This is a genomic window from Caulobacter sp. X, assembly GCF_002742635.1.
Taxonomy (GTDB): domain Bacteria; phylum Pseudomonadota; class Alphaproteobacteria; order Caulobacterales; family Caulobacteraceae; genus Caulobacter.
Genome location: NZ_PEGF01000001.1, coordinates 1,152,977 through 1,177,735, shown reverse-complemented (window position 1 = coordinate 1,177,735; position 24,759 = coordinate 1,152,977). Strand labels below are relative to the sequence as shown.

At 69.6% G+C, this 24,759-nt stretch carries 19 protein-coding genes; 9 read left to right on the top strand and 10 right to left on the bottom strand.

Going from position 1 to position 24,759, the window contains the following annotated elements; all coding sequences use genetic code 11:
- The first annotated feature begins 77 nt into the window (after positions 1–77).
- Complete coding sequence (gene pelA / locus CSW60_RS05410; protein ID WP_099536271.1) at positions 78–1,385, top strand: pectate lyase; 1,308 nt, start codon at positions 78–80, stop codon at positions 1,383–1,385.
- A gap of 2 nt (positions 1,386–1,387) precedes the next feature.
- Here pelA and CSW60_RS05405 read toward each other — a convergent pair whose 3' ends face one another.
- Positions 1,388–2,143 carry a copper homeostasis protein CutC gene (locus CSW60_RS05405; protein WP_099536270.1) on the bottom strand — a complete coding sequence of 252 codons (756 nt, stop codon included), beginning with the start codon at positions 2,141–2,143 and terminating at the stop codon, positions 1,388–1,390.
- Between the two features lie 53 nt (positions 2,144–2,196).
- Here CSW60_RS05405 and CSW60_RS05400 point away from each other — a divergent pair, with 53 nt between their 5' ends.
- The 3 genes from CSW60_RS05400 (at position 2,197) to CSW60_RS05390 (ending at position 6,210) form a co-directional block, all read left to right on the top strand.
- On the top strand, positions 2,197–3,225 hold the full coding sequence (locus CSW60_RS05400; RefSeq protein WP_099536269.1) for a N(4)-(beta-N-acetylglucosaminyl)-L-asparaginase: 1,029 nt from the start codon (positions 2,197–2,199) through the stop codon (positions 3,223–3,225).
- A gap of 77 nt (positions 3,226–3,302) precedes the next feature.
- Positions 3,303–4,166, top strand: coding sequence for a dienelactone hydrolase family protein (locus CSW60_RS05395; protein WP_099536268.1), 864 nt, complete (start codon positions 3,303–3,305; stop codon positions 4,164–4,166).
- Between the two features lie 64 nt (positions 4,167–4,230).
- Positions 4,231–6,210, top strand: a complete 1,980-nt coding sequence (locus CSW60_RS05390) for a TonB-dependent receptor (RefSeq protein ID WP_099536267.1) — start codon at positions 4,231–4,233, stop codon at positions 6,208–6,210.
- Here the strand turns inward: CSW60_RS05390 and CSW60_RS05385 are convergent.
- Genes CSW60_RS05385 through CSW60_RS05365 form a run of 5 tightly spaced genes read right to left on the bottom strand, consistent with a single transcriptional unit; the run spans position 6,207 to position 10,518 of the window.
- Entirely contained in the window at positions 6,207–6,863 is a 657-nt protein-coding gene (locus tag CSW60_RS05385) for a hypothetical protein (RefSeq protein ID WP_099536266.1), read from the bottom strand. The genes CSW60_RS05390 and CSW60_RS05385 overlap by 4 nt on opposite strands.
- Positions 6,864–6,877: 14 nt before the next feature.
- Positions 6,878–7,630: an SDR family NAD(P)-dependent oxidoreductase gene (locus tag CSW60_RS05380; RefSeq protein ID WP_099536265.1), complete on the bottom strand. Its 753-nt coding sequence runs from the start codon at positions 7,628–7,630 to the stop codon at positions 6,878–6,880.
- Positions 7,623–8,291: a TenA family transcriptional regulator gene (locus CSW60_RS05375; RefSeq protein ID WP_236634219.1), complete on the bottom strand. Its 669-nt coding sequence runs from the start codon at positions 8,289–8,291 to the stop codon at positions 7,623–7,625. Before CSW60_RS05375 ends, CSW60_RS05380 begins: the two co-directional genes overlap by 8 nt.
- Positions 8,288–9,754 carry an AMP-binding protein gene (locus tag CSW60_RS05370; RefSeq protein ID WP_099536264.1) on the bottom strand — a complete coding sequence of 489 codons (1,467 nt, stop codon included), beginning with the start codon at positions 9,752–9,754 and terminating at the stop codon, positions 8,288–8,290. The genes CSW60_RS05375 and CSW60_RS05370 overlap by 4 nt, the downstream gene beginning before the upstream one ends.
- Positions 9,751–10,518 carry a thermostable hemolysin gene (locus CSW60_RS05365; RefSeq protein ID WP_236634218.1) on the bottom strand — a complete coding sequence of 256 codons (768 nt, stop codon included), beginning with the start codon at positions 10,516–10,518 and terminating at the stop codon, positions 9,751–9,753. Before CSW60_RS05365 ends, CSW60_RS05370 begins: the two co-directional genes overlap by 4 nt.
- 119 nt (positions 10,519–10,637) lie before the next feature.
- Between CSW60_RS05365 and CSW60_RS05360 the strand changes: the two genes are divergently transcribed.
- From CSW60_RS05360 to CSW60_RS05350, 3 genes are all read left to right on the top strand, one after another.
- On the top strand, positions 10,638–11,165 hold the full coding sequence (locus tag CSW60_RS05360; RefSeq protein ID WP_099536263.1) for an RNA polymerase sigma factor: 528 nt from the start codon (positions 10,638–10,640) through the stop codon (positions 11,163–11,165).
- 97 nt (positions 11,166–11,262) lie between these two features.
- Positions 11,263–12,255, top strand: coding sequence for a FecR domain-containing protein (locus CSW60_RS05355; RefSeq protein ID WP_099536262.1), 993 nt, complete (start codon positions 11,263–11,265; stop codon positions 12,253–12,255).
- Between the two features lie 77 nt (positions 12,256–12,332).
- Positions 12,333–14,693: a TonB-dependent receptor gene (locus CSW60_RS05350; protein ID WP_236634217.1), complete on the top strand. Its 2,361-nt coding sequence runs from the start codon at positions 12,333–12,335 to the stop codon at positions 14,691–14,693.
- Between the two features lie 4 nt (positions 14,694–14,697).
- Here the strand turns inward: CSW60_RS05350 and CSW60_RS05345 are convergent, their stop codons facing one another.
- From CSW60_RS05345 to CSW60_RS05330, 4 genes are read right to left on the bottom strand one after another with little or no spacing between them, the layout of a single operon-like run.
- Entirely contained in the window at positions 14,698–17,010 is a 2,313-nt protein-coding gene (locus CSW60_RS05345; RefSeq protein WP_099536260.1) for a GH92 family glycosyl hydrolase, read from the bottom strand.
- The gene (gene nagA, locus CSW60_RS05340; RefSeq protein ID WP_099536259.1) at positions 16,982–18,145 is read right to left on the bottom strand and encodes an N-acetylglucosamine-6-phosphate deacetylase; all 1,164 of its coding nucleotides are present in this window, start codon (positions 18,143–18,145) and stop codon (positions 16,982–16,984) included. Before nagA ends, CSW60_RS05345 begins: the two co-directional genes overlap by 29 nt.
- On the bottom strand, positions 18,145–19,221 hold the full coding sequence (locus CSW60_RS05335; protein WP_099536258.1) for an SIS domain-containing protein: 1,077 nt from the start codon (positions 19,219–19,221) through the stop codon (positions 18,145–18,147). The genes nagA and CSW60_RS05335 overlap by 1 nt, the downstream gene beginning before the upstream one ends.
- A gap of 40 nt (positions 19,222–19,261) precedes the next feature.
- Positions 19,262–20,056 (bottom strand): GntR family transcriptional regulator, encoded by a 795-nt coding sequence (locus tag CSW60_RS05330; RefSeq protein ID WP_236634258.1) that lies wholly within the window; start codon positions 20,054–20,056, stop codon positions 19,262–19,264.
- Positions 20,057–20,245: 189 nt separating this feature from the next.
- On the opposite strand from CSW60_RS05330, the gene ptsP reads away from it, so the two are divergent.
- Both ptsP and nagE read left to right on the top strand, forming a co-directional pair.
- Complete coding sequence (ptsP, locus tag CSW60_RS05325; protein WP_099537554.1) at positions 20,246–22,777, top strand: phosphoenolpyruvate--protein phosphotransferase; 2,532 nt, start codon at positions 20,246–20,248, stop codon at positions 22,775–22,777.
- Between the two features lie 5 nt (positions 22,778–22,782).
- Positions 22,783–24,522, top strand: coding sequence for an N-acetylglucosamine-specific PTS transporter subunit IIBC (nagE, locus tag CSW60_RS05320; protein ID WP_099536256.1), 1,740 nt, complete (start codon positions 22,783–22,785; stop codon positions 24,520–24,522).
- The last annotated feature ends 237 nt before the right edge of the window (positions 24,523–24,759 follow it).

The window sequence follows — 24,759 nt, the reverse complement described above, 5'->3', positions numbered from 1 at the left end:
GAAACCGGTATCATTCCTGTGAGGCAAGGCGTCCAAGCGTGAAGGCGCCCGTGAATACGCCCTTGGGGAGATGTCCGATGATCCGCCGCGCCGCCGCTCTTGGCCTGCTTCTGTCCGCCAGCCTGCTGGCCTCGCCGGTCGGGGCCGGAGTCATCGGAACCAACGTCCCGGCCCAACCGATCACCGCCGAGCGCATCGCGGCCCTGCCGTCGGCGCAACAGCCGGCTTGGAAGGCCTACCTGGACCGCTCAATCGCTCAGGAGAAGGCCGACCGCGCCGCCCTGGCCGCCGAGCTGAAGCCTGGCCAGACGCCGCCGCCGCCTCCGCCGGCGGGTCATGGCGACGGCGGCATGGCCCTGGACAAGGATCCCGTCTGGTACGGCTCGCCCGAGGCGCGCCACATCGCCGACGTGATCGTCAGCTTCCAGACCCCGGCCGGCGGCTGGAGCAAGAACCAGGACCGCACGGGCGCCCCGCGCCTGCCGGGCCAGCCGTGGGCCTCGGACAATAACTCCAAGTACCTGACCGAGAACGACTTCGACGCCGCGCGTGATCCGAAATGGGGCTATGTCGGCACGCTGGACAACAACGCCACGATCACCGAGCTGCGCTTCCTAGCCAAGGTGTCTCGCCAGGTCCCGGGCGCCGAGGGCGAGACCTATCGCCAGAGCTTCCTAAAGGGCGTGCGCTATCTGCTGGCCGCGCAGTTCCCCAACGGCGGCTGGCCGCAGGTCTGGCCGTTGGAAGGCGGTTATCACGACGCGGTCACCTTCAACGACAACGCTGTCTCCGAGGCGTCTTATCTGCTGACCGAGGTGGCGGAAGCCAAGTTGGACTTCGCCTTCGTGCCGGCCGACCTGCGGGCCAAGGCCGGCGCCGCCGCCAAGAAGGGTCGCGAAGTGATCGTCGCCGCCCAGATCCGCGTCGACGGCAAGCCGACCATCTGGGGCCAGCAGGCCGATCCCTTCACGCTGGCGCCGGTCGCCGGCCGCAACTTCGAGCCGCCCGCCCTGGCGACCGGCGAGAGCGCCGACCTGCTGTTCTATCTGATGCAACTGCCCGACCCGACACCGGCCGAGGTGGCCGCCGTCCATGCGGGCGTCGCCTGGCTGCGCAAGGCCGCGATCGTCGGCTTCGAATGGACCGGCAAGGGCGAGCCGGATGGCCGCCACCTGGTCGAGAAGCCGGGCGCGGGTCCGATCTGGGCGCGCTACTACGACACCAGCGGCAAGCCCGTCTTCGGCGAGCGCGACAAGACCCTGCGCGACAACGTCAACGAACTCTCGCGCGAACGCCGCGACGGCTATTCCTGGTTCGGGACCCAGCCGGCGAAGATCATCGGGCTGTACGAGACCGGCTGGGCGGCCAAGCACCCCGTGAAGTAGCCTCAGAGGCCGCGCAGGATCCGCGCGACCTCGGCCACGGTGGCCTCGTCGGTGTCCTGCAAAGTGGGCGGGACGAAGCCCATCGCGCCCAGCTTCGAGGCCGGGTCCGCCCCGGGGCGCGGCCCGCCGAACGAGCCGTGGACCTCGCGCACGCCGGTGCTTCGGACGAGATCGGCCACGTTCGAAACCCGCACGCCCGCGCCGGCCAGGATGCTGATCCGGCCCTTGGCCTGCGCGACCAGGGCGGCGATCCGATCGGCGCCGACCAGAGCGCTGGTCTCGCCGCCCGAGGTCAGCACGCGCTCGAAGCCCATTTCGATGGCGATCTCCAGCGCCGCCGACTGGTCGGCCACCAGGTCGAAGGCGCGGTGCAGGGTCAGGCCCAGGCCCCTCGCGTGTTCCACCAAGGCGCCCAGCACCTCGAGGTCGAGCTCGCCGTCCGGCCGGCTGGCGCCAATGCTGACGCCCGACAGGCCGTAGGTGCGCACGGCGTCGATATCGCGCTTCATGGCGTCTAGGTCGCGCGCGTCGTAGCAGAAGTCGCCGTTGCGCGGCCGGATCATCGGATAGACCGGGATCGGCGCTTTCGAAGCCAGGGCCATCAGGCCCGCCGCGGGGGTCAGGCCCTGCAGCGTCAGGGCCGCGCAAAGTTCGATCCGATCCGCCCCGCCGGCGATCGCCGCCGCCAATCCGTCGGGCGTATCGACACAGACTTCCAGCAATACGCGCCTTTTTTCGAGACTATTGGCGGTCGTCATCGTCTCTCTCCGGCCGTGTTACGGATTCGGCGGTCTTCTTGGAGCACACCGGCATGATGAATCGTAGAGGCCTGATCGGCGCCACCCTCGTTGGATCAGCGATGATCAGCGGGCGAGCATCGGCGGCGGGCGAGGGCGTTCGCCTGGACGGGCCTTGTGTGATCTCGACCTGGGACTTCGGCGTCGCCGCCAACCAGGCCGCGTGGGCGGTGTTGTCCAAGGGCGGTCGCGCGCTGGACGCCGTCGAAGCCGGGGCGCGCGTGCCCGAGCAGGACCTCAAGAACCACAGCGTCGGCCGGGCCGGCTATCCTGACCGCGATGGCCATGTCTCGCTCGACGCCTGCATCATGGACGAGCTGGGCAACTGCGGCGCGGTCGCCGCCCTGGAGCACATCGCCCACCCGATCTCGGTCGCCCGCCGCGTCATGGAGAAGACGCCCCACGTGATGCTGGTCGGCGCCGGCGCGCTGCAGTTCGCCCTGGAGCAGGGCTTTCCGCGCGAGGAGCTGCTGACGCCGGAGTCCAAGGCCGCCTGGGAGGCCTGGAAGAAGGAGGCCAAGTACCAGCCCAAGGCCAACAGCGAGGTCGGCGACTACGGCAAGACCACGGGCCAACTCGGCGCGCCGGGCGGGGCGGGCAACCACGACACCATCGGCATGCTGGCGATCGACGCCAAGGGGAACATCGCCGGCGCCTGCACGACCAGCGGCATGGCCTGGAAGATGCGCGGCCGGGTGGGGGATAGTCCGATCATCGGCGCGGGCCTCTATGTCGATAACGAGGTTGGCGGCGCCACCTCGACCGGCGTGGGCGAGGAGGTGATCCGTAATGTCGGCAGCTTCCTGGTGGTCGAGCTGATGCGCCAGGGCCGCTCGCCCGAGGCCGCCTGCCGCGAGGCCGTCGAGCGCATCCTGAAGAAGAAATCTCAAGCCAAGGACATCCAGGTCGGGTTCCTGGCAATCAACAAGAAGGGCGAGGTTGGGGCCTGGGCGATCCAGTCCGGCTTCAGCTACGCCCTGTGCGACGGCCGCAAGCAGGACCTGCTTTTGCCCGGCAAGGCGACCTACGCGTCCGGCGCCTGACCTGCTACGTAAAGTGGATAGGCGAACGGAGAACGCGGTTATAGCGTGCCCGCCAAAATCATCCGGAGGAGACCGCCATGTGCGATGACGATATCCACCAAGGCCTCGTGCACGACCCCAGCGTTTCCCGTCGCGCCTTCGGCCTGATGACGGTCGCCCTAACGGGCGTCGCGACGGTCGCGCGCGCCGACGACAAGGTCGAGGAGAAGGACGTCGAGATCAAGACGCCGGACGGGACCGCCGACGCGGCGCTGTTCTATCCCAAGGCCAAGGGCAAGTTCCCGGCCGTGCTGCTGTGGCCCGACGTCATGAGCCTGCGGCCAGTGTTCCGCGACATGGGCCGCCGCCTGGCCGCCGAGGGCTATGTGGTGCTGGTCCCCAACCTATACTACCGCGTCCAGAAGGCGCCGGTGATCCAGGGCAGCTTCAATTTCGCCAATCCCGAGGACCGGGCCAAGCTGACGCCGATGCGCGCCACGGTCACGCCCGAAGGCACGGCCAAGGACGCGGTCGCCTATCTCGCCTTCCTCGACGCCCAGCCCCAGACCAACAAGGCCAGGAAGGCCGGCGTGCAGGGCTATTGCATGGGCGGCCCGCTGTCGTTCCAGACCGCCGCCGCCGTGCCCGGTCGCATCGGCGCGGTGGCCTCGTTCCATGGCGGCGGGCTGCTGACGGACAAGCCCGACAGCCCGCACCTGCTGCTGCCCAGGACCAAGGCGGCTTATCTGATCGAGATCGCCGATAACGACGACAAGCAGGACCCGACCGTGAAGGACAAGCTGAAGGCCGCCTTCGCCGCCGCCAAGCTGCCCGCCCAGGTCGAGGTCTTCGAGGGGGCCAACCACGGTTGGACGGTCAAGGGAAGCCAAGTCTACAACGAGGCCGCCGCCGAAACGGCGTGGAGCAATCTCCTGGCGCTCTACAAGAAAGCCCTGGCCTAGCGGAACGATGGCGGGCGGCCGGGGCTTTGGCTAAACCCTGGCCGTTCGTAATCCCGAGGTCTCCGTGCTTTTCGACGCCCCGCCGCCCCAAGTCTCCGCCGTCGTTATCGAGGCGCCGAGACTGCCGCCGCTGGCGGGGCGGGAGGCTTTTTCCACCGCGACCTATGACGCCGCCCAGCTCGGCGCGTCGGCGCGGCTCGACGATGTCCTGAAGACAACGCCAGGGGTGTCGCTGTTCCGGCGCACGGGCAGCGACGCGGCCAATCCGACCATCCAGGGGCTGTCCCTCCGCGCGGTCGCGCCGTCGGGCGCGGGGCGGGCGCTGGTGACGCTGGACGGCGCGCCGCAGAACGATCCGTTCGGCGGCTGGGTCATCTGGACCGCTCTGCCCGGCGAGGGCCTGTCCGGCGCCACCATCGTGCGCGGCGCGGGGGCGGGACCCTATGGCGCGGGCGCGCTCACGGGCGTCGTCGCCCTACGCGAGCGCGCGGCCGGCGGTGGCCTCTCCAGCCTGACCCTCCAAGGCGGCCAGCGCGACAGTTGGCGTGGCGCGGGGACCTTCGGAACCGACCACCTGCTGCTGACCGCCAGCGGCTCGCGCACCGACGGCTATCGCCCCGTCCGCGGCGCGGCGGCGGGCGCGGCCGACGTCCCGACGACATTGGAGGACGGCTCGATCGCCGCCCGCGTACAAGGCGAGGCCGGCGGCGTGCGCTGGGCCGCGCGGCTCGGCGCGTTCCAGGAGAAGCGCGGCGCGGGCCTGCTCGGCGCCAGGTCCAACGCCACGGGAACCTCGCTGGCCCTGACCTTGGCGAGCGAAAGCTGGCGCGTTCAGGCCTGGGCGCGATCAAGCGATCTGGAGAACACTTCGGCGGCCGTGGCGGCTGGTCGGACGGGGACAACGCCGGCCAATGACCAGTACTCTACGCCCGCCAGCGGCTATGGCCTGAACGCCGCCTGGCAGGGCAAGTCGAACGACTGGTCCTGGGAACTGGGTGGCGACGTCCGCGCGACCGAAGGACGGACCCATGAGCTGTTCCGCTACCAGAACGGGGCGTTCACGCGGCAGCGCACGGCGGGCGGCCGCGCGCTGGTCGGCGGGGTCTATGCCGAGGCGAGCTACAGCCAACCGGACTTCTCGCTAACCGGTGGGGCGCGGCTGGACGGCTGGCGCTCGTATCATGGCGTGCGGCGCGAGCGAGACGCCGCGACCGGGGCGCTGACCCTCGACGCGCCCGTCGCCGACGCTTCCGGCACGACGCCGACAGCGCGCGCCGGCGTCCGCCAGCGCCTGGCCGGCGACACCTGGATCCGCGCCGCCGTCTATGCCGGGTTCCGTCCGCCGACGCTCAACGAGCTGCACCGGCCGTTCCGCGTGGGCAATGACGTGACCGAGGCCAACGCCGCCTTGAAGCCCGAGACGCTGTACGGCGTCGAGACCGGGCTCTCGAGCGAGGGGGCGGTGAAGTGGAGCCTCGGGCTGTTCTACAACCAGGTCCAGGATCCGATCACCAACGTGACGATCGGCGTCGGCCCGGGGACCTTCCCGGTGGCGGGCTTCATCCCGGCCGGCGGCGTGCTGCGCCAGAGGCGCAACGCGGGCGAGATCAACGCCTATGGTCTGGAGGGCGACATCGACGCCGATCTGTCGCGCGCCTGGACGGTTCGCGCGGCCTTCTCGGCGACCCACGCGCGGGTGGACGGGGGGAGCCTCGCGCCGCAACTGACCGACAAGCGCCCGGCGCAGGCCCCGGCCCTGACGGTCACCGCCGGGGCGCGATGGACGCCGCTGGCGCGGCTAAGTTTCGACGCCGACCTAGGCTATGAGAGCAAGCGCTACGAGGACGACCTGAACCAGCGCGTGCTGAAGGCCGGGACGAGCCTCGACCTTCGCGCCGGCTGGGCGCTGTCGCCGACCAGCGAGATCTACCTGGCGGCCGACAACGCCCTGAACGCGGATCTCGCCGTCGCCCAGACGGCCGACGGCGTGACCAGCTTCTCGGCGCCGCGCACGGTGTACGTGGGTTTCGCCCTGCGTCGCTAGCGGAGCTTGGCCTGGGCTTCGGTCAGCAGCGCCTGGGCCTGGGCCTTGCGCCCCTTGTCGGCGACTTCGTGGCCGGGACGGGCGGGGGCGGCGAGGGCCTTCCGCAGGGCCTGGGTAGCGCCGGCATAGTCCTTCTGGCGCAACAGGAAGTCGCCGTAGAAGAAGTTGGAGTCGACGCCGTTCGGGTTCACGGCCAGCGCCTTCTGCAGGTAGCCGCGCGCCTTGCCGGCGTCGCCGAAGCCGACCGGGAAGCCGGGCACCTGGGCGTAGAGCGAGCCGAGGCTGGTATAGACCGAGCCGTCGCCGAGGGCGGCGGGGTTGATCTTCTCGGCCTGCTCCAGCAGCGACTTGGATTCCTTGGCCAGGGCCAGACCGCCCAGGCCGCCCTTGGCGCCCGCCTCGGTCGCCTTGGCGATGGCTTCCCAGACCAGCGGCTCGGCGCGGTTGGGGTTCTGACGCGCCAGGGCCTCGGCCTCGGCCGCGACCTGGGCGGCGGCGACGGCCTGGGCGCCCTTGTCGGTGATCTCGTAATTGGCGTGCGCCCAGCCGCGCGCCAGGGCGTCGATGCGGCCGTCCAGGGCGTCGGCGTGGGCCGCGCCGGCCAGCAGGGCGCCGGCCAGGCCGAGGGCGAACAGGGTGTTGGTCTTGGTCATGGCGATTTCCTTGATCAGCGGGCGAACAGCCGCGCGGCCTTGCGGTCGTTGGCCGCGAGGGCGCGGTCGACGAGGCCCGGCAGCAGAGCGTTGAGGCGGACGAAGAAGGCTTCGGGGAAGCCCAGATAGACGTCGCGGCGACGGGCGCGGATCGCCTGGACGATGCGGCGCGCGGTGGCTTCGGGCGCGTCGATGTTCATCTGGGTGATCTTGGCGTACTCGAGCACCCGGTCCGAGACCATCGCCGTGCGCACGGCGCGCGGGGCGACATAGGTCACGTCCACGCCGGTGCCGGCGGTCTCGCGGCGCAGCGCCTGGCTGAAGCCGCGCAGGCCGGCCTTGGCGCTGGAATAGGTGGCGAAGTGGGCGAAGTTGATCGAGCCGAAGATCGAGCCGATGTTGACGATCTGGCCCTTGCCTCGGGCCTTCATGCCCGGCAGCACCGCCTGGGCCAGACGGACCGGCGCGACCAGGTTGACCATGTAGCCGGCCTGCAGGTCGGCGGCGCTTTCTTCCTCGATCGGGCCGAAGTGCTGGACGCCGGCCAGGTTGATCAGGATGTCCCAGTGACGACCCTTGACCGCCGCCACGGCCGCCTCCAGCCCTTCGGGCGTGGCGAGGTCGTGTCGTAGGAAGCCGTCGACGCCGTCCGGCCGCGAGCGACCCAGGGCGGTGACGTGCGCGCCTTCGGCCGCCAGCTGACGCGCCACCAAGCCGCCCAAGCCGCCCGAGGCGCCGGTGATCAGAACGCTCTTTCGATCAAGCATGGGCCACCTCGCGGACGTGCGGGATCGAGCGGAACATGGCGGCGAAGCGCTCGAAGATCGCCTTGGCGACTTCGATGATCGCCGCCTGGTCGGCGGGATCCTCGACCTCGTTCATCAGGTTTTCGAAGAAATGCAGGTGCTCCAGGTCCAGCGAACCGTGCGAGGTCAGGTAGCTGAAGCACTCCGGGCCGAGACCCAGGTTCTTGGCGACCGCCTCGGCGCCGTGGGTCGCCAGCTTCACGCTGGTGCCCTCCAGCACGAAGACCATGCCGAAGAAGCCCATCGGATTGGCCTCGCGGATGTAGTCGTAGGCGTAGTCGGTCATGGCCTGGGTGGCAGCGCCGGGAGCGGCGTCGCGCGCCGCGGCCATGTCGCCGCCGCAGTGCTTGATGTCGGCCAGGATCCAGTGCTCGTGGCCAGTCTCCTCGGCGATGTACTCGTTCAGGGCCTCGACGAAACGCTGGTGGTTCTCGTCCATCCGCGCCCGCGCCGTCTGCATCAGCGGCACGGTGTGCTTCACGTGGTGATAGGCCTCGGTCAGGTAGGCGATGTAGGTCTCGCGCGAGATGCGGCCCATCAGGCCGTCCTGGATTTGCGGGACCGAGGCCAGGGCCATCTGCCCGTCGATCGTCTCGGCCACGAGGCGTTGGTAAAAGGTCACGCGAAGTCTCCTGTCGTCGAGGTTTCCATGAAGTCCCGGTGGCGGGCGCTGAGCGCGGCGCGACGGGGGCGTCCGTTGTTGGTGAGTTCGCCCGCGGCCGCGTCGAAGGCGTCGCGGACCAGCCAGCGGCCGACCTGGGCGTAGGGCGGCAGGTTGGCGTTGGCGCGGGCGACGGCGGAGGCGATCGCCGCCTCGTCCATGCCGGGGATCAGGGGCACGATCAGCGCCGAGAGCTCGGCCTGGGCCTCGCCCAGCACCACGGCCTGGCGGATCTCGGGCTGGGCGGTCAGTTCGCTCTCGACCCATTCGGGCGCGACGTTGCGGCCATGCGAGGTGATGATCGTGTTGGTGCGGCGGCCCGAAATGCCCAGGAAGCCGTCGGCGTCGATCGCGCCGAGGTCGCCGGTGCGGACCGGACCCTCGTGCGTCGCGCCGCCGGCGTAGCCGAGGAAGCCGGAGCCCTCGACGATGATTTCGCCGTCGTCGATGGTCACGCCCAGGTGGGGCAGGGGACGGCCGACGGTTCCAGCCTTGCGGTGGGCCGGGGTGTTCAGGGCGACCACCGACGCGCATTCGCTGAGACCGTAGCCCTCGTAGACCGGAAGGCCCAGATCGTCGGCGCGGCTGAGCAGCGAGGGGGAGACCTTGGCGCCGCCGACCGCGACCAGCTTCAGGGCGGGCAGGCGCACGCCGGTGAAGGTCATGACCATCATCAGGGCGCGCAGCAGCTCCGGCACCAGGATCAGGCTGCTCGCGCCTTCCTCGGCGATCGCGGCGGCGAGACGCGGGAGGTCCGGCCGGAACGGGTCGGCCAAGCCCAGCTGGTCGGCGGGCAGGATGTGGTAGCGGCCGCCCGCCAGCAGGGTCGTGTAGAGACCGGCGACGTTCTCCAGCAGGATCGACAGCGGCAGCAGCGGCAGGTGCGTGCCCGCGTAGTCGGCGCCGATGGTCAGGACCAGCGAGGCGGCCACGGCCTCCATGTGCTCCCGCGACAGGCAGACGCCCTTGGGCTGGCCCGTCGAGCCGGAGGTGTAGGTGATCTTGGCGGTGCCCTTGGGCAGGACGCGCGGCGCCAGGGCCAACGGGGTGACCCGCAGCGCGACGCCGGCCAGGTCGATGTCGCCGTGGACCGCCCTGGCGGCCTCGATCAGCAGGCTCGCGCCGGCGTCGGCCATGGCGTGCTGGCGCTGCTCGTCGGTGAAGAAGCCGGGCAGGGGCAGGGACGTCCAGCCCAGACGCGTCAAGGCGAGGTCCAGGATCACCCAGGCCGGGCCGTTGGGCAGGCGGATGGCCACCGGCGAGCCGGGACACACCAGCGGGGCCCATTGCAAGAGCTCGCGGGCGGCGGTCTCGATCGCGGTTTCCAGCGCGCCGTAGGTGAACGACAGGCGGTGGTCGCTCAGGGCGATGGCGCCGTCGTCGAGGCGGGCGCGCTGGGCGATGGCGGCGAGGACGCGGCTCATTGGTCGGCTCCGATCTGGGGATGAAGGCGCGAGCAGGCGCCGGGGATGGCGGGGGGCTCGACCAGCAGCAGTTGGGCCAGGGGCTCCAGGGCCGGGGCGATGGCGCCGGCCAGCACTTCCGGATCGCGCTCGTAGTAGCCGCCCCAGTCGCGAGCCTCCTCGCCCAGGCGGGCGGGGTCGGCTGTCGTCAGGCGGCGGGTGAGGAAGCCGACGCGGCCAAAGGTGCGGCGCAGCTGGCGCGTGGCCGTGGCGACCGCATAGTCGCAGCCGCCCTGGTCCAGATGACGAGCCAGCGCCATGAACAGAAAAAGTGATGCGCCGGCGCTGCGCGAGGCCAGGTTGCCGATCTCGGCGACGTCGGCCCTCTGGACCGCGGCGCCCGTCGCGCTGCTCAAAGCCTGCTCGATCGGATCGTCGAGATAGCGCTCGAGGAACAGGGGCTCGTCGCCGGCCAGGCGGAAGCCGACGGCGGCGTGGATCTCGCCGTGACCGTCCTGCACGCTCATCAGCGTGGGGTAGTGGGCGCGGATGGTGCCGTTATAGGCCTCGGCGTAGGTGCTCTCGATATAGGCCTCCACGCGCTTCCGTTCGGGGCGGAAGTGATGGTGGATCGAGATCACCCGCGGCTCGACCGAGGTGAAGCGGCGGACCCGGTCGGCGTCGAAACGCAGGCTGCCGACACGCGCCCCGTCGTTCATCATCGTCACTTCCAGCAAGGCGATCTCCCAGCCCGGCGGCGCCTCATCGCGCCCTTCGACCGGCAAGGACGACGCTCTCGTCGGGGCGCCTCAATGCTTTCGGCTGTTGCGCGGCGCTTTCGGTTCGGAAAGATTGTCGCAGGGGTCGGATTCTCGACGCCCGCCTTGAGGAGCGCCGCCGCGCCTTGGACGACGAACCCGTCCATCCCCTGCTTTCCGCCTATATGGAGCGGCGCGAGGACCTGGTTCGCTATTTCCGGGTGCGCCTGCGCTCGGACGAGGCGGCCGAGGATCTGGTTCAGGATATCTATTTCAAGATCACGCCGCCGCCCGCCGAGACGGTGGACAACCCCGCGGCCTATCTGTTCCGGCTGGGCGCGAACCTGATGCTGGACCGCATCAAGGTGCGCCGTCGGGCCGAGGCGCGCGACGCCCAGTGGCACGGCGCCCATGTCTCCGACGTGGGTGGCGCGCATGTCGCCAACGAGGCCCCCGCCGATCAGGCCGCCGCCGCCAAGCAGCAGCTGGAGAAGATCCTGGAGGCGGTGAAGGCGCTGCCGCCCGCCGCCCAGGAGGCGTTCCGCCTCCACAAGCTGGAGGGGCTCAGCCACGCCGAGACGGCGGCGGCCATGGGCGTGTCCCGCTCCAGCGTCGAGAAGTACATGATGAGCAGCCTCAAGCTGATCGTCGCCAAGGTCGGGCGGTGGCCATGAGCGGGGCGGCTGAAATTCTTTTGAGGCGCCCGACGGTTTGTGGCGTCTTTGGGGCGAACAGGGAGGCTAAACGCCTTCCGGAACACGGCGAAGTCGGATGAGCGATCGGACACACGAGACGAAGGAGGGCCTACGCGACGAAGCGGTCGCGTGGCTGATCCGCGTCCAGTCCGACGCGGCGACGGCCGACGACTGGATGGCCCTCACCGACTGGCTGGAGGGCTCGCCTGTACGGCAAGAGGCCTTCGAGGAGGCCGAGCTGATCGTCGCCGACCTGACGGAACGGCGAGACGAAATCGCGGCCGGACTGACGCAGCCAGCCGACAATGTGATCAGCTTCCCCGCCGCCAGGCGTAAGCCGACCGCCGCGCCGCGTCGCGCCTGGATCGGCGGAGCCATCGCCGCGTCGCTGGCGGTGATGATCGGCGGCGCCGCGCTGTGGAACGCTTCGCAAGGCGCGCTGGTCACCTACGAGACCAAACCCGGCGAGACGCGTCGCATCGATCTGGCCGACGGCACCCACATCACCCTGGACGGCGGCTCCAAGCTCAGCGTGCGGCTGGGCTGGAAGGCGCGCCGGGTCGAGATGGGCTTGGCCCAGGCCAGCTTCGACGTCGCCAAGGATTCCTCGCGTCCGTTCCTGATCGGCGTGGGCGACCAGGCCGTGCGGGTGGTGGGCACCGAGTTCAACATCCGCAACGACGGTCGCAGCGTCCGGGTGACCGTGCGCCGAGGGATCGTCGAGGTCGCCCAGCGCGACGCCAAGGGCCAGGCGCCGACCCGCCTCACGGTAGGCCAGGAGCTGCGCCACATGCAGGGTTCTGACACCGCCCAGGTCCGCCGCGTCCAGGCCAGCGACGCCTTCGCCTGGTCGCAAGGCCAGCTGGTCGCCGACAACGAGACGCTCGCCGACATCGTCGCCGACCTGAACCGCCGCTTCGCGACGCCGATCCGCATCACGCCCGAGGCGGCCAACCGCCGCTTCTCCGGCGTCATCGCGCTGGACAACGAAGACGCCGCCGTCCGCCTGCTGGCGACCTATGCGTCGCTGCGGGTGGATCGTTCGGGCGAGGAAATCATCCTAAGGTGACGCCCTGATCGTCGGGGAGGGGTGATTTGCGGATCGGTGCGTGGCGTCGCGTTTGGCTCGCCCCGGCGATGGGGCTTATGCTCACGCCAGCGGTCGCGCGCGCCGAAACCCAGACGGTCTTCGCGATTCCGCCCGGGCCGCTGAGACAGGTCGCGACGGCTTTCGCCCTGCAGGCCCGGGTCTCGATCGACGCCAGCGCGACGCAGGGCTGCGGGCCATCGCGCGGCTTTTCCGGGCGCGGATCGTCCGAAGCCGTACTGCGAGCGCTCTTGCGGGACACGGGCTGCGAGCTCCGCCGGATCGACGCCCGCGCCTACCAGATCGTCCCCGCGCCGAAGCCGACCGCGAAGCCGCTCGCGCCTGTTGTCCAGGTTCGCGAAGTCGAGCCTCCGCTCGCGCCCTTGTCGGAACTGGTCGTCGTCGCGACGCGACGGCCAACCCTGGCCGACCGGTTGGCCTATTCGGTCAGCGTCTTGGATGAACGCGCCGCCGCCGCGCAAGGCGTTCGCGACACCAACGACCTGGCGGCGGTCATGCCGGTCATGACCGTCACCAACCTTGGGCCCGGCCGTGACAAGGTGATCCTACGGGGTCTGTCGGACGGTCCGTTGACTGGCCAGACCCAGTCGATGGTCGGCATCCATCTCGATGACGTGCGCCTGACCTACAACGCGCCCAATCCCGACCTGCTGATGCTCGACATCGCGCAGGTCGAGGTGCTGCGCGGCCCGCAAGGCGCGCTCTATGGCGCTGGGTCGCTTGGCGGAGTCCTCCAGTTCACGACGCACCGTCCCGACCCAACGGCGTTCGACGCCTGGGCCGCCGCATCCGTTTCGAGCCTGCGTGGGGGCGAGCCCGGGGGGCAGGTCTCAGGGATGATCAACCTCCCACTGCTGGACGGGCGCGCCGCCATGCGTCTTGTCGCCTATGCCGACCGGCAAGGTGGTTATATCGATGATCCCGGCCAGGGTCGCGACGATGTGAACCGGACACGGCGATTGGGCGTCCGCGCCGCATTCCGCGCCCAGTTGGGCGGGGGCTGGACCGGAGACATGGGATTCGCGACCCAGGCGATCGCGTCTGACGATACGCAATATGCGATGCCGGCCGATGGCTCTTTCGCCCGTCGCAACCAAGTGGCCGAACCGCACGACAACGACTTCCTGGAAGGCCATTTGGGCGCGAGCGGCCTGATCGGAACGGTAAAGGCCAAGGTCACCGTGGCGTGGGTAGGTCACGACATCGCCAGTCGCTACGACGCCAGCGCCGCGCCGCCGGTCGCCGGGCCGGCGGGAGCGGCGATAGCCTTCGACGACGACAACCATGTCGGCGCGACCATAATCGATGCGTCCCTCTCGTCCGACGATCGCGCTCGAATCCAGTGGCAGGTCGGCGCCTTCCTGGCGCGTACCCGGCAACGGCGCGACGGCGACCTTCTCGCGATTACATCCCCGAACATCTTGCTGGCGACCGAGCATCGCCGGGACATCCTGGAGGAGGCCGCGCTCTTCGGCGAGGCTATCGGCGACCTGGGGCGCGGCTGGAGCGTGACCCTGGGCGGTCGCCTGTTCTCCATCCGCTCTCAGGCGTCCAGTAAGGCCTCGTCGCTGGGCGCGACCACGGCCTTCCGCGACAGCCAGGACTATGTCGGCTTCGCGCCGAAGGCGGTGCTGTCCTTCCAGCCGACTTCGAAAACGCTGGTCTACGTGCAGGCCACGGAGGGCTACCGCGCCGGCGGCTTCAACACCGCCCTTATCCCCAACCAGCCTTTCTTGACGACCGGGGGGGAGCCGCAGCGAGCCTACGACGGCGATGATCTCTGGAGCTTCGAGGCCGGCGCCAAGACCAGCCTAATGGAGGGGCGTCTGCGGCTTCGCGGCGCGGTATTCCTGGCGCTCTGGAAGGCTATCCAGAGCGATCAACTGCTGCCTTCGGGGTTGGCCTATACCGCTAATCTCGGGGACGGGCGGAACATCGGCCTCGAGGGCGAGGCGACCTATGTCGCCGGACCGCTGCGACTGGACGCCAGTTTCCTGGTCAACACGCCTGAGCTGGAGACGGTCAATCCCGCCTTCCCGGGACGCAAGGACCTTGGCCTGGCGGGCGTGCCGAAGCAGGCTTTCGCGCTGGGCGCCAGCTATGAGCGTCCGCTCATCGGCGATTGGCGACTGGGGACGGACGCGCGTGTCAGCTATGTCGGGCGTTCGCGTCTCAGCTTCGACGCCACCACGGCGCCGACCATGGGCGACTATGTCACCGCCCGCGCGGCGGTGAGGGTCCAGTCCGAGCGACTGAGCGTCGGCTTGGCGGTCGACAACCTGTTCGACGGCCACGGCGACACCTTCGCCTACGGCAATCCGTTCAGCCTGAGACTAGGCCGCCAGACCACACCCCAGCGGCCCCGGACGGTGTCGCTGGAGCTTAAGGCTCACTACTGAAGTTTCAGAGGCCGTTCGGCGGGGGCGTAAAGCGGCTGGCCCACCCGGTGGGCGTCGGGCCCATCGTCAGCTCCAGTACGCCGCCCTTGGCCAGCTCGTCGTGGCTGATCCAGGCGCGGTCCAGCGGTTTGCCGTTCAGCTTGGCCCCGGTGACATAGCGGTTGGCCTCCGAAGTCGTCGGCGCTCGGACCTCGAACGTCTTGCCGCCCTCTAGCGCGATTGCGCTCCGCGAGAACACTGGCGAGGCGATGTAGTAGTAGGGCTGGCCCGCGTTCGGGTAGAGCCCCATTGCGTTCCACACGTACCAGCTGGACATCGCGCCGGCGTCGTCATTGCCGGGCAGGCCCGTACGGCTGAGGCGATAGTGCTTGGCCATCAGGCCGCGCACGATCTCGTCGGTCCGATCCGGGCGTCCGGCGTGGATGTACAGGTACGGCGCCAGAAGGTCCGGCTCGTTGCCCTGCGAATAGTGGCCGTCGAACAGGTGATCCAGCCATTTGACGAAGCCTTCGGGCCCGCCGCTCTTGACCATTAGCCCCGCCACGTCCTGCGGAACGTAGCTGGAGTACTGCAGCGAGTTGCCCTCGTAGAAGACCGCGTCCCACCAGGGCCCTGACCTGTCGGGATACTCATAGGTGCAGCTGTAGTTCTCGACCCACTCGCCGTTCGGATAGCGGGGGCGCACGCAGCCGAGACTGTCGTCCCAGATGTTCTTCCAGTTGCCGCTCCGGGCGATGTAGCGCTTGGCGTCCTCGGTCTTGCCCAGGGCCCTAGCGACCACGCCGATCGCGTAGTCGTCATAGGCGTATTCCAGGGTGCGGGAAGCCGAGCGGGTCTCGGTGAAGGGGACATAGCCCAGCTTCAGATAGTCCTTCAGAACCCGGCCCTGCAGGAAGGGCTGGTCGCTGTCGACCTCGCCGTTCTTGCGGATCGCCTCATAGGCCAGATTGACGTCGAAGCCGCCCAGCTTCTTGGTCACCGCGTCGGCGATCAGGATGTCGCCATTCGAGCCGCCCTGGGTCATGCCGTTGGCCCCGGCGATGCGGGAGTCGGGCATCCAGCCGGTGTGCTTATAGGTGTCGACCAGCGACCGGATCATGTCGCGCTGGCGCTGGGGCTGGATCACCGTCAGCAGCGGATGCAGCGTCCGGAACGTGTCCCACAGCGTGTAGAAGTCCTCGTAGTGCGGCTCGTCGGATTTCCACCAGACATTCTCGCCGCTGAGGTCGTGCGGCATGGTGTGCGCGCGGTAGAGCGCCGAATAGAAGATCCGCTGCTGCTCGTCCGTGCCGCCCTCGACCTTGATCTTGGCCAGCGCGTCCGACCACTGCGCCGCCGTCGCCGCGTGATAGGCGTCGAAGTCCCAGCCGGGCATCTCCTCGGCCAGATTGGCGCGGGCCTTGTCGGCGCTGACGAACGACACGGCCAGCTTCATCTGGACCTGGCGGTTGCTCGTCGTGTCGAAGGTCAGATAGGTGCCGAGGCGGTTGGAAAACTCGCGCTCGGTGTCGTACTCGATCATCAGGCCCTGGCGGTTGGCCGCGCTCCTGACCTGCACGCCGCCTTCCCAGCGGCCAGCGCCGGGTTTGGTCTCCATCCAGCCCTGACCCGCCTTCCAGGCCCCGAACGCCTTGGCCGGACGGTCGGTGACCGCGTGGAAATAGAGGGTGTAGGGCGTCGGGTTCCAGCCGCCCTCGACCGTGACCTCGCCGGCCAGGGTGTGGTCGTCGATCAGCTCGACCTTGGCCAGGCGCACGCGTTGGCCCCGGCCCCGCATGGCGATCACCGAACTGACGTCGAAGATCAGGTTGCTTTCGGCGACCGCGGGATAGGTCAGGCGCTGGAAGCCGACCTGGCGCGAGGCCGTCAGCTCGACCTTGATCCGCTCGGCGTCGCTGTTGCCCAGGCCCACCGCGTAGTAGCCGGGTGAGGCCTGTTCGTCCTTCTTGCCGTAGTGCAGGTGGTTGACCCGCAGCGGGCCGACGGTCGGGGTGACCCGGAAGTTGCCGTACTTGCCCGAGCCGCCCGTGCCGCTGACATGAGTATAGCTGAAGCCCATGATCGGGCTCTTGGAGTCGTAGCCGTTGGTGTCGGCGTTGGTGGTGTCGGGGCTCAGCGACACGAAGCCGAACGGTGCGCCGGCGCCGGGCACGGTGTTGCCGCCGGTGACGCCGCCGCCGTCGACGCCGACGAACGGATCGACCTTGGCCAGCAGGTCCGACGCGGACTGGGCGCTCACCAGTCCGGCCGATCCGAGGGATAGCGCCAGGGCCAGCGCCAGAACGCGTCTAGACGGGAGCAGGCTCTTTCCGGACATGGGTTTCCTTCCCGTCGATCCAGGTTTTCGCGACGTTGAGATCGTCGTCTAGCAGGCAGAAGTCGGCGGCGAGGCCGGGGGCGATGGCGCCGCGCTGATGGGCCAAGCCCAGGAACGCGGCGGGGGCGGCCGAGGCCATCATCACAGCCTGCTCCAGCGACAGGCCCAGCATGGCGACCGCGTTGCGCACGGCGGCGGCCATGTCGAGGTCCGAGCCCGCCAGGGTGCCGTTATCGTCGACGCAGACCCCGTCACGGACGGTGATCTGGCGGCCTTGCAGCGTGAACCGCTTGTCGACCATGCCCACGGTCGGCATGGCGTCGGTGACCAGCATGAACCGGTCCAGCGGGCGCGCGCGCAGGGCGATCTTCAAGGTGACCGGATCGACGTGGCGGCCGTCGACGATGATGCCGGCGACGACCGTCTGGTCTTCCAGCACCGCTCCGACGACGCCGGGTTCGCGGCTGGTCAGGGGCGACATGGCGTTGAAAAGGTGGGTGGCGCCGGTCAGGCCATGGTCGATGGCCTGGCGCATGGTCTCGTAGCGGGCGTTGGTGTGGCCAGCCGCGACGATCACCCCGGCCTTGGAGAGGCGCGCGATGACCTCGGGCGTGGTTCGCTCCGGCGCCAGGGTCAGCAGCAGCTTGCCGCGCTTCAGCGACGAGAGCAGGGCGATCGCCGCCTCGTCGAGGACCCGGAACTTGGCCTCGTCGTGGATGCCCTTGCGCTTGGGGTTCAGGAACGGGCCCTCGATGTGGACGCCCAGCACGCCGGGGACGCCCTGCTCAATGGCCGCTTCGGTGGCGCGCAGGGCCTTGTCGACCACGTCGAGATCGTCGCTGATCAGGGTCGGCAGGAAGCCGGTCGTGCCATAGGTCCGGTGGGCCGCGCCGATGGCGGCGATGGTCTCGACGGTCGGGGCGTCGTTGAACAGCACCCCGCCGCCGCCATTGACCTGGGTGTCGATATAGCCCGGGACCAGCAGGCGGCCGGCCAGGTCCTGGCGCTCGGCCCCGGTCGGAACCTGCGCCATCGGAACCAGAGCGGCGACCTTGCCGCCCTCGACGAGAACGGCCTGGCCGTCGACAAGACCGGCCGGCGTCAGGACGCGGCCGTTGATGAACGCGACTGGCATCAGACGGTTTCGGTGACCTTGTTGAGGTGGGGCGGGCTGTCGGGATCGTAGCCGCGCGCGACCGACAGGGCGTTGGCCATGCGGTAGAAGCTCTGGACCATCAGGATCGGCTCCAGGACCGGATGGGCCTTCAGGGTCGGCAGCAGGTCGTCGCCCGCCTTGCCGGGCGCGGCCAGGAACACGTCGGCGCCGCGCGCCTTCAGGCCCTTGGCCATGTCCTCGACGCTCTGGCGGCTCTCGTCGTTCTGGGCGAAGACCAGGGCCGGGAAGCCGTCCTTCACCAGGGCCATCGGGCCGTGCAGCACCTCGGCGGCGCTGAAGGCCTCGGCGTGCAGGCCGCAGGTCTCCTTGAACTTCAGGGCCGCCTCCAGCGCCACGCCGAAGCCGACGCCGCGGCCCAGCACATAGAGGTTCGTCGCCGTCTCCAGGCGCTGGCCGGCCGCCGACCAGTCCAGGTTCCAGGCCTGCTCCAGCGCGGCGGGCAGGTCCGTGAGGGCGGCCGTCAGTTCGGCGTCCTCCGTCCAGGCGGCGATCAGCTGGGTCACCGCGACCAATGCGGCGATATAGGACTTGGTGGCCGCCACCGACAGCTCGGGGCCCGCGTGCAGCGGGATCACGGCGTCGGCCAACTGGGCCAGCGGGGAGTCCTCGACATTGACCAGGGCCACGGCGTAGGCGCCGGCGGCCTTGGCCGCCGTCACCGCCGCCAGCAGATCGGGGCTCTTGCCCGACTGCGAGACGGCCAGGCACAGCGCGCCTTCCAGATTGGGCGAGGCGTCGTAGACCGAGCTGACCGACAGGCCGACCGACGAGGTCAGCACCCCGGCCTTGGTCTCGATCAGGTAGCGGGCGAAGGTCGCGGCATGGTCGCTGCTGCCGCGCGCGCAGGTCACCACGACGCGGGGCGGATTGGCCCGCAGGCGCTCGGCCAGGGCCGCGACCCGCTCGGCGTTGGCGGCCAGCAGCGCCTTCGCCACGGCCGCGCCTTGGCTGGCCTCGGCGAACATCTTGGTGCTTTCCGGCGCCAGCCGCCCCGACGTGGGGCCTTCAGGACGGGTCAAGACAGTCGCCTCCAAGCTCGTGGTCCTTTGAAACATGCCAGCGCGCGAACGCCGGTCAGGATGCGTCGTTCAGTTCGGCGACGAAGTCGTAGGCGTCGCCGCGATAGTAGGAATGGGAGATCTCGACGGCCCGGCCGTCCTTCAGGAAGCCGCGGCGCTCGACCAGCAGGCCCGCGTCCTTGGGTTTCACGCCCAGCAGCGCGGCGTGCTCCCGATTGATCAGTACGCCGCGCAGACGTTGAAGCGCTCGGGCCGGACGATGCCCGTGCGCGGCCATGGCCTCGTAGAGCGAGTCCTTGACCACCTCGGGCGAGGGCAGGGCGAAGGCGGCGATCGTCGTGTACTCCACGGCCATCGGCGCGCCGTCGGCGAAGCGGATGCGGTGGAAGCGATAGACCGGCGTGTTGGGCGAGACGCCCAGCATCAGGGCCTCTTCCGGCGTCACCGCGCCCTCGGCCCGGGTGATCCATTCGCTGTGCGGCAGGCGGCCGCGCGAGATCATGTCCTCGGTGAAGCAGGTCAGCTTCGAGAAGTTCTTCTCGACCCGGGCGGCGACGAAGGTGCCCGCGCCCTGGCGGCGGGTCAGCAGGCCCTCGTTGACCAGGCCTTCAAGCGCCTTGCGGACGGTGATGCGCGAGACGTTGAAGTCGTCGGCCATGTCCCGCTCGGGGGGCAGGGCGTCATCCGGACTCAGCACCTTCAGCTGGATCGCCTCGCGCAGAGCGCGTTGCAGCTGGAGATATAGAGGCGCAGAAACCGCCCCGTGGGCGAAGCCTATGCGCTGGGAAAGAGACACTTCTCCGCCTCCTGCGGTTGCGTGACCCCGGCGGCCGAACCGTCGGATACCAATATGAGTCCGATTATCCGTCGGCGGATGTCAACGCTTCATACCCCCGTCGCGCCGATTTGTCCCTGTATATTGGCTATTTTGCGAGCTTAGCAATAGTGGTCATGCCGAAAGGCAAAAGTGGCCTTGCCAAATGGTATTAAAATGGAATGTAGTGTCTCTCCGTCGTCGGAGCGCGGCGGAAGGGGGGCGATTCAGATGTCGGCATTGGTGTTGTCTTCGCCCCTGAGTGGCTGGATTGCGTCGTTGTCGGAGGTTCCGGACGCGGTGTTCGCGGGTCGGATGCTGGGTGACGGGGTGGCGATCGATCCGTTGGGCGGGGAGCTTTTGGCGCCGTGCGACGGGGTGGTGATCTCGGCGCATCGGGCGGGTCACGCGGTGACCCTGCGCTCGGAGGCGGGCGCCGAGATCCTGATGCATGTGGGGCTGGAGACGGTGGCGCTGGGCGGCGAGGGCTTTGAGGCTTGCGTGCGCGAGGGCCAGGCGGTGAGGGCCGGCGAGGTGCTGATCCGCTTCGACCTGGACCTACTGGCCCAGCGGGCCAAGAGCCTGATCACCCCGGTGGTCATCACCAATCCCGAAGCCTTCGAGATCGTGCGCCGCGATCAGGATGTAGCCGTGGAGGCCGGCGGGTTCCTGATGGAGCTACGTCCAGTGGCCGGTGCGGCGACCTCGGCCGCCTCGAACACGTCCAAAGAGATCGCCCGCGCGGTGACGGTGCCCTTGATGCACGGGATCCACGCGCGACCAGCGGCGAGGATCGCCGAACTGGCCAAGACCTTTACCGCCGAGACGGCGCTGGCCGTGGGCGAGCGCCGTTCCAGCGCCAAGAGCCCGGTGGGGCTGATGGCCCTGGCCGCGCGCCACGGCGACGCGATTCAGGTGCTGGCCTCGGGCGCTGATGCGGAGGCCGCGATCACCGCGATCGCCGCGCTGATCGAGAGCGGCATGGGCGAGGGGGCTCCCGTGCCCGCCAAGACCGCCGCGCCCGCGCCGAAGCAAGCTGTTGTTGAGGCGCCCCTGGCCCCCGCCGCTCTGCCGGCGGACGGGGTGCTGAAGGGCGTCTTGGCCGCGCCGGGCCTGGCGATCGGCAAGGCCGTGCGCCTGGCCTCGTCCGACATCGCCGTGCGCGAGGACGGGCAGGGCGTGGCTTCGGAAGAGACGGCTCTGACGGCCGCCCTGGACAAGGTCCGCGCCCGCCTGGAAGCCAACGCGTCCAAGGGCGACAAGGCCCGCAAGGCGATCCTCGCCGCCCACCTGGCGTTCCTGGACGACCCCGAACTGCTCGGACAAGCCAAGAGCCTGATGGCGGCGGGCAAGAGCGCCGGCTTTGGCTGGCGATCGGCGGTGCGCGGCTATGTCGAGGCGCTGCGGGCCTTAGGCGATCGCCGCATGGCCGAGCGGGTCGACGACCTGATCGACCTCGAACGCCAGGTGCTCAAGGCGCTCGCGGGTGAAGACGACGAGGCCGCGGTCCTGCCGCCGGGCTCCATCCTGCTGGCCGACGAGCTTTTGCCCTCGCAGCTGATGGGCGCCGATCCTGGCGTCATCGCCGGCTTCGCCACCGCGCGCGGCGGGCCGACCTCGCACGTGGCGATCCTGGCCGCGGCCATGGGCATTCCGGCCCTGGTGGCCCTGGGCGGGGCGACCCTCTCCATCGCCGACGGGACCGCCCTGATCCTCGACGCCGACGGCGCGTCCTTGCGCGTGGCCCCCGACGCTCCGGCCCTGGAGGCGGCCCAGACGCACCTGGCTAAGCGCCAGGCGACCAAGGCCGCCGCCAAGGCCGCCGCCCATGAGCCGGCGGTGACGAAGGACGGGACCCGCATCGAGGTCTTCGCCAACACCGGCGCGGTCAAGGACGCCTTGGCGGCGATCGAGAACGGGGCGGAGGGCTGCGGCCTGCTGCGCACCGAGTTCCTGTTCCTCGATCGCCAGACCCCGCCCGACGAGGACGAGCAGGCCCGCCAGTACCAGGCCATCGCCGACGCCCTTCAGGGCAAGCCGCTGATCGTGCGCACGCTGGACGTCGGCGGCGACAAGGCCGCCCCCTACCTGCCGATCCCGGCCGAGGAGAACCCGGCGCTGGGCCTGCGCGGCGTGCGCGTCAGCCTGTGGCGGCCGCATCTGCTCAAGACCCAGCTGCGCGCCATCCTGCGGGTCCAACCCCAAGGTCAATGCAAGATCATGGTCCCGATGGTCGCCAGCCTCGATGAACTGCGCGCCGTGCGCGCGGTGCTGGAGGAGGCCAAGCGCGAGCTCAAGGTCACCGCCAACGTCGAGCTCGGCGTGATGATCGAGACTCCGGCCGCGGCCGTGACCGCCGACCTGATCGCCGCCGAGGCCGACTTCCTCTCCGTCGGCACCAATGATCTCACCCAATACGTCCTGGCCATGGACCGGGGTAATCCGGAGCTGGCCGCCCGGATCGACGCCCTGCACCCGGCGGTGCTGCGGATGATCGCCCAGACCTGCCAGGGCGCGAAGGCCCACGGCCGCTGGGTCGGGGTCTGCGGCGGCCTGGCCTCGGATCTGGCGGCCACGCCGATCCTCTTGGGGTTGGGGGTTACCGAGCTCTCGGCCACAGCCGCCATCGTGCCGGAGGTCAAGGCTCGCGTCCGCGCCCTCGACATCGCCGCCTGCCAGGACCTCGCCCGCCAAGCCCTGGCCCAGACCTCGCCCGAGGCCGTGCGCGGCCTTGTCCAATCAACGCTCGGAGTCTGATCCCGATGAAGTCTCCGCTCGAGATCCTCCAGCCGCTGGGCCGAGCCCTGATGCTGCCGATCGCGGTGCTGCCGGTGGCGGGCCTGCTCTTGCGCCTGGGTCAGCCGGACCTCCTGAACATCGGCTTCGTGGCCGCCGCCGGGGACGCGATCTTCTCCAACCTCGGTTTGCTGTTCGCCATCGGCGTGGCCGTGGGCCTGGCCCGCGAGAACAACGGCGCAGCGGGCCTGGCGGGCGTCGTCTGCTTCCTGATCGCTGTCGAGGGCGCCAAGGCCCTGCTGCACGTCCCGGCCGAGGTCACGGCGGGCCTCGTTCAGGCCCACGCCGACCTGGCCTCGGCGGCCTACAAGGCAAAAGCTCTGGCCAAGCTCAGCGTGCCGATCGGCATCGTCTCGGGGATCATCGGCGGGCTGTTCTACAACCGCTTCTCGGGCTTCAAGCTGCCCGAGTATCTGGCCTTCTTCAGCGGCCGCCGGTTCGTGCCGATCGTCTCGGGCCTGGCGGGTCTGGCCATCGCCCTGCTGCTGGGCCTGGGCTATGACGCGATCAACGGCGGGGTCGACGCGGCCAGCCGGGCCGTGGTCGGCTCAGGCGAGATCGGGCTCCTGGTCTACGGGTTCCTCAACCGGATCCTGATCGTCACCGGCCTGCACCACATCCTCAACAACATCGCCTGGTTCGTGGTCGGCGACTATCACGGCGCCACCGGCGATCTTCGCCGCTTCTTCGCCGGCGACCCCGCCGCCGGGGCGTTCATGAGCGGGTTCTTCCCGGTGATGATGTTCGGCCTGCCGGCCGCGTGTCTCGCCATGTACCACGCCGCCAAGCCCGAGAAGAAAAAGGCCGTCGGCGGCATGCTGGCCTCGCTGGCCCTGACCTCGTTCCTGACCGGGGTGACCGAGCCGATCGAGTTCTCGTTCATGTTCCTGGCCCCGGCGCTCTATGCGATCCACGCCGTGCTGACGGGCGTCTCGATGGCGCTGATGGACGTGCTGCGGGTGAAGCTGGGCTTCACCTTCTCGGCGGGCCTGTTCGACTACGTCCTCAACTTCGGCAAGGCGACCCGGCCGCTGTGGCTGATCCCGATCGGCCTGGTCTATGGCGGGCTCTATTACGGCCTCTTCCGCTGGGCCATCGCGCGGTTCGACCTCAAGACCCCCGGCCGCGAGGCCGACGAGGCCCAGCCGGCCCAGGCCGTCACGACCGGCGGCGGGCGCGGGGCCGACTTCGTCCAGGCCCTGGGCGGAGCCGCCAACCTCGCCAGCGTCGACGCCTGCACCACCCGCCTTCGCCTGATCGTCGCCGACCAGGCCCGGGTCAATGAGCCCGCCCTCAAGGCCCTGGGCGCGCGCGGGATCGTCAGGCCTTCCGACAAGGCCCTGCAGGTGGTGCTGGGCCCCATCGCCGACACCGTCGCCGGCGAGATCCGCGCGGCCATGGGCGCCCCGGCGCCTCAAGCTCAGGCCAAGCCCCAGCCGGCCGCCGCCAGAGCCGTCCCCACCGCCCAGGACATCGCCCAGGCCCAGGCGCTCCTGGCCGCCCTCGGCGGTCCGGCCAACCTGCGCCAGGTCACCGCCAACGCCAGCCGCCTGCGCATCGTCCTGGCCAACCCCGACAAGCTCGACCAACCCGCCCTCGCCAGCGCCGGAACACGCGGAGCCGTCAGCATCAGCAACAACGTCCTGCACGTCATCGTCGGACAAAACGCGGAAGCCATGGAGAGCGTCATGCAAGCGCATGTCTAGCGAGCCGCACGCGGGGCGGGAGTGACCGAACGCCCTCTCGACCTGTGGCTGCCAAGGATTGAACGCGGCTGTCATATGGCCTTTTAAGAGGCATTATAATGGTATTGCCAAACCGTGTTCGCTCTCGGCGATGTCGCAGGCTAAATGTCTGAATAAAAACAAAAAATGGAGGAAATGCGCGGATGAATGTCTTTTAGCCCAGGCTCTTGCGGCGCCCAACGAACGGTCGTCATGCAA

Coding starts and splice junctions, on each gene's coding strand:
- pelA (WP_099536271.1), top strand. CDS start 78: ATGATCCGCCGCGCCGCCGCTCTTGGCCTGCTTCTGTCCGCCAGCCTG.
- CSW60_RS05405 (WP_099536270.1), bottom strand. CDS start 2,143: ATGACGACCGCCAATAGTCTCGAAAAAAGGCGCGTATTGCTGGAAGTC.
- CSW60_RS05400 (WP_099536269.1), top strand. CDS start 2,197: ATGATGAATCGTAGAGGCCTGATCGGCGCCACCCTCGTTGGATCAGCG.
- CSW60_RS05395 (WP_099536268.1), top strand. CDS start 3,303: ATGTGCGATGACGATATCCACCAAGGCCTCGTGCACGACCCCAGCGTT.
- CSW60_RS05385 (WP_099536266.1), bottom strand. CDS start 6,863: ATGACCAAGACCAACACCCTGTTCGCCCTCGGCCTGGCCGGCGCCCTG.
- CSW60_RS05380 (WP_099536265.1), bottom strand. CDS start 7,630: ATGCTTGATCGAAAGAGCGTTCTGATCACCGGCGCCTCGGGCGGCTTG.
- CSW60_RS05370 (WP_099536264.1), bottom strand. CDS start 9,754: ATGAGCCGCGTCCTCGCCGCCATCGCCCAGCGCGCCCGCCTCGACGAC.
- CSW60_RS05355 (WP_099536262.1), top strand. CDS start 11,263: ATGAGCGATCGGACACACGAGACGAAGGAGGGCCTACGCGACGAAGCG.
- CSW60_RS05350 (WP_236634217.1), top strand. CDS start 12,333: ATGCTCACGCCAGCGGTCGCGCGCGCCGAAACCCAGACGGTCTTCGCG.
- CSW60_RS05345 (WP_099536260.1), bottom strand. CDS start 17,010: ATGTCCGGAAAGAGCCTGCTCCCGTCTAGACGCGTTCTGGCGCTGGCC.
- nagA (WP_099536259.1), bottom strand. CDS start 18,145: ATGCCAGTCGCGTTCATCAACGGCCGCGTCCTGACGCCGGCCGGTCTT.
- nagE (WP_099536256.1), top strand. CDS start 22,783: ATGAAGTCTCCGCTCGAGATCCTCCAGCCGCTGGGCCGAGCCCTGATG.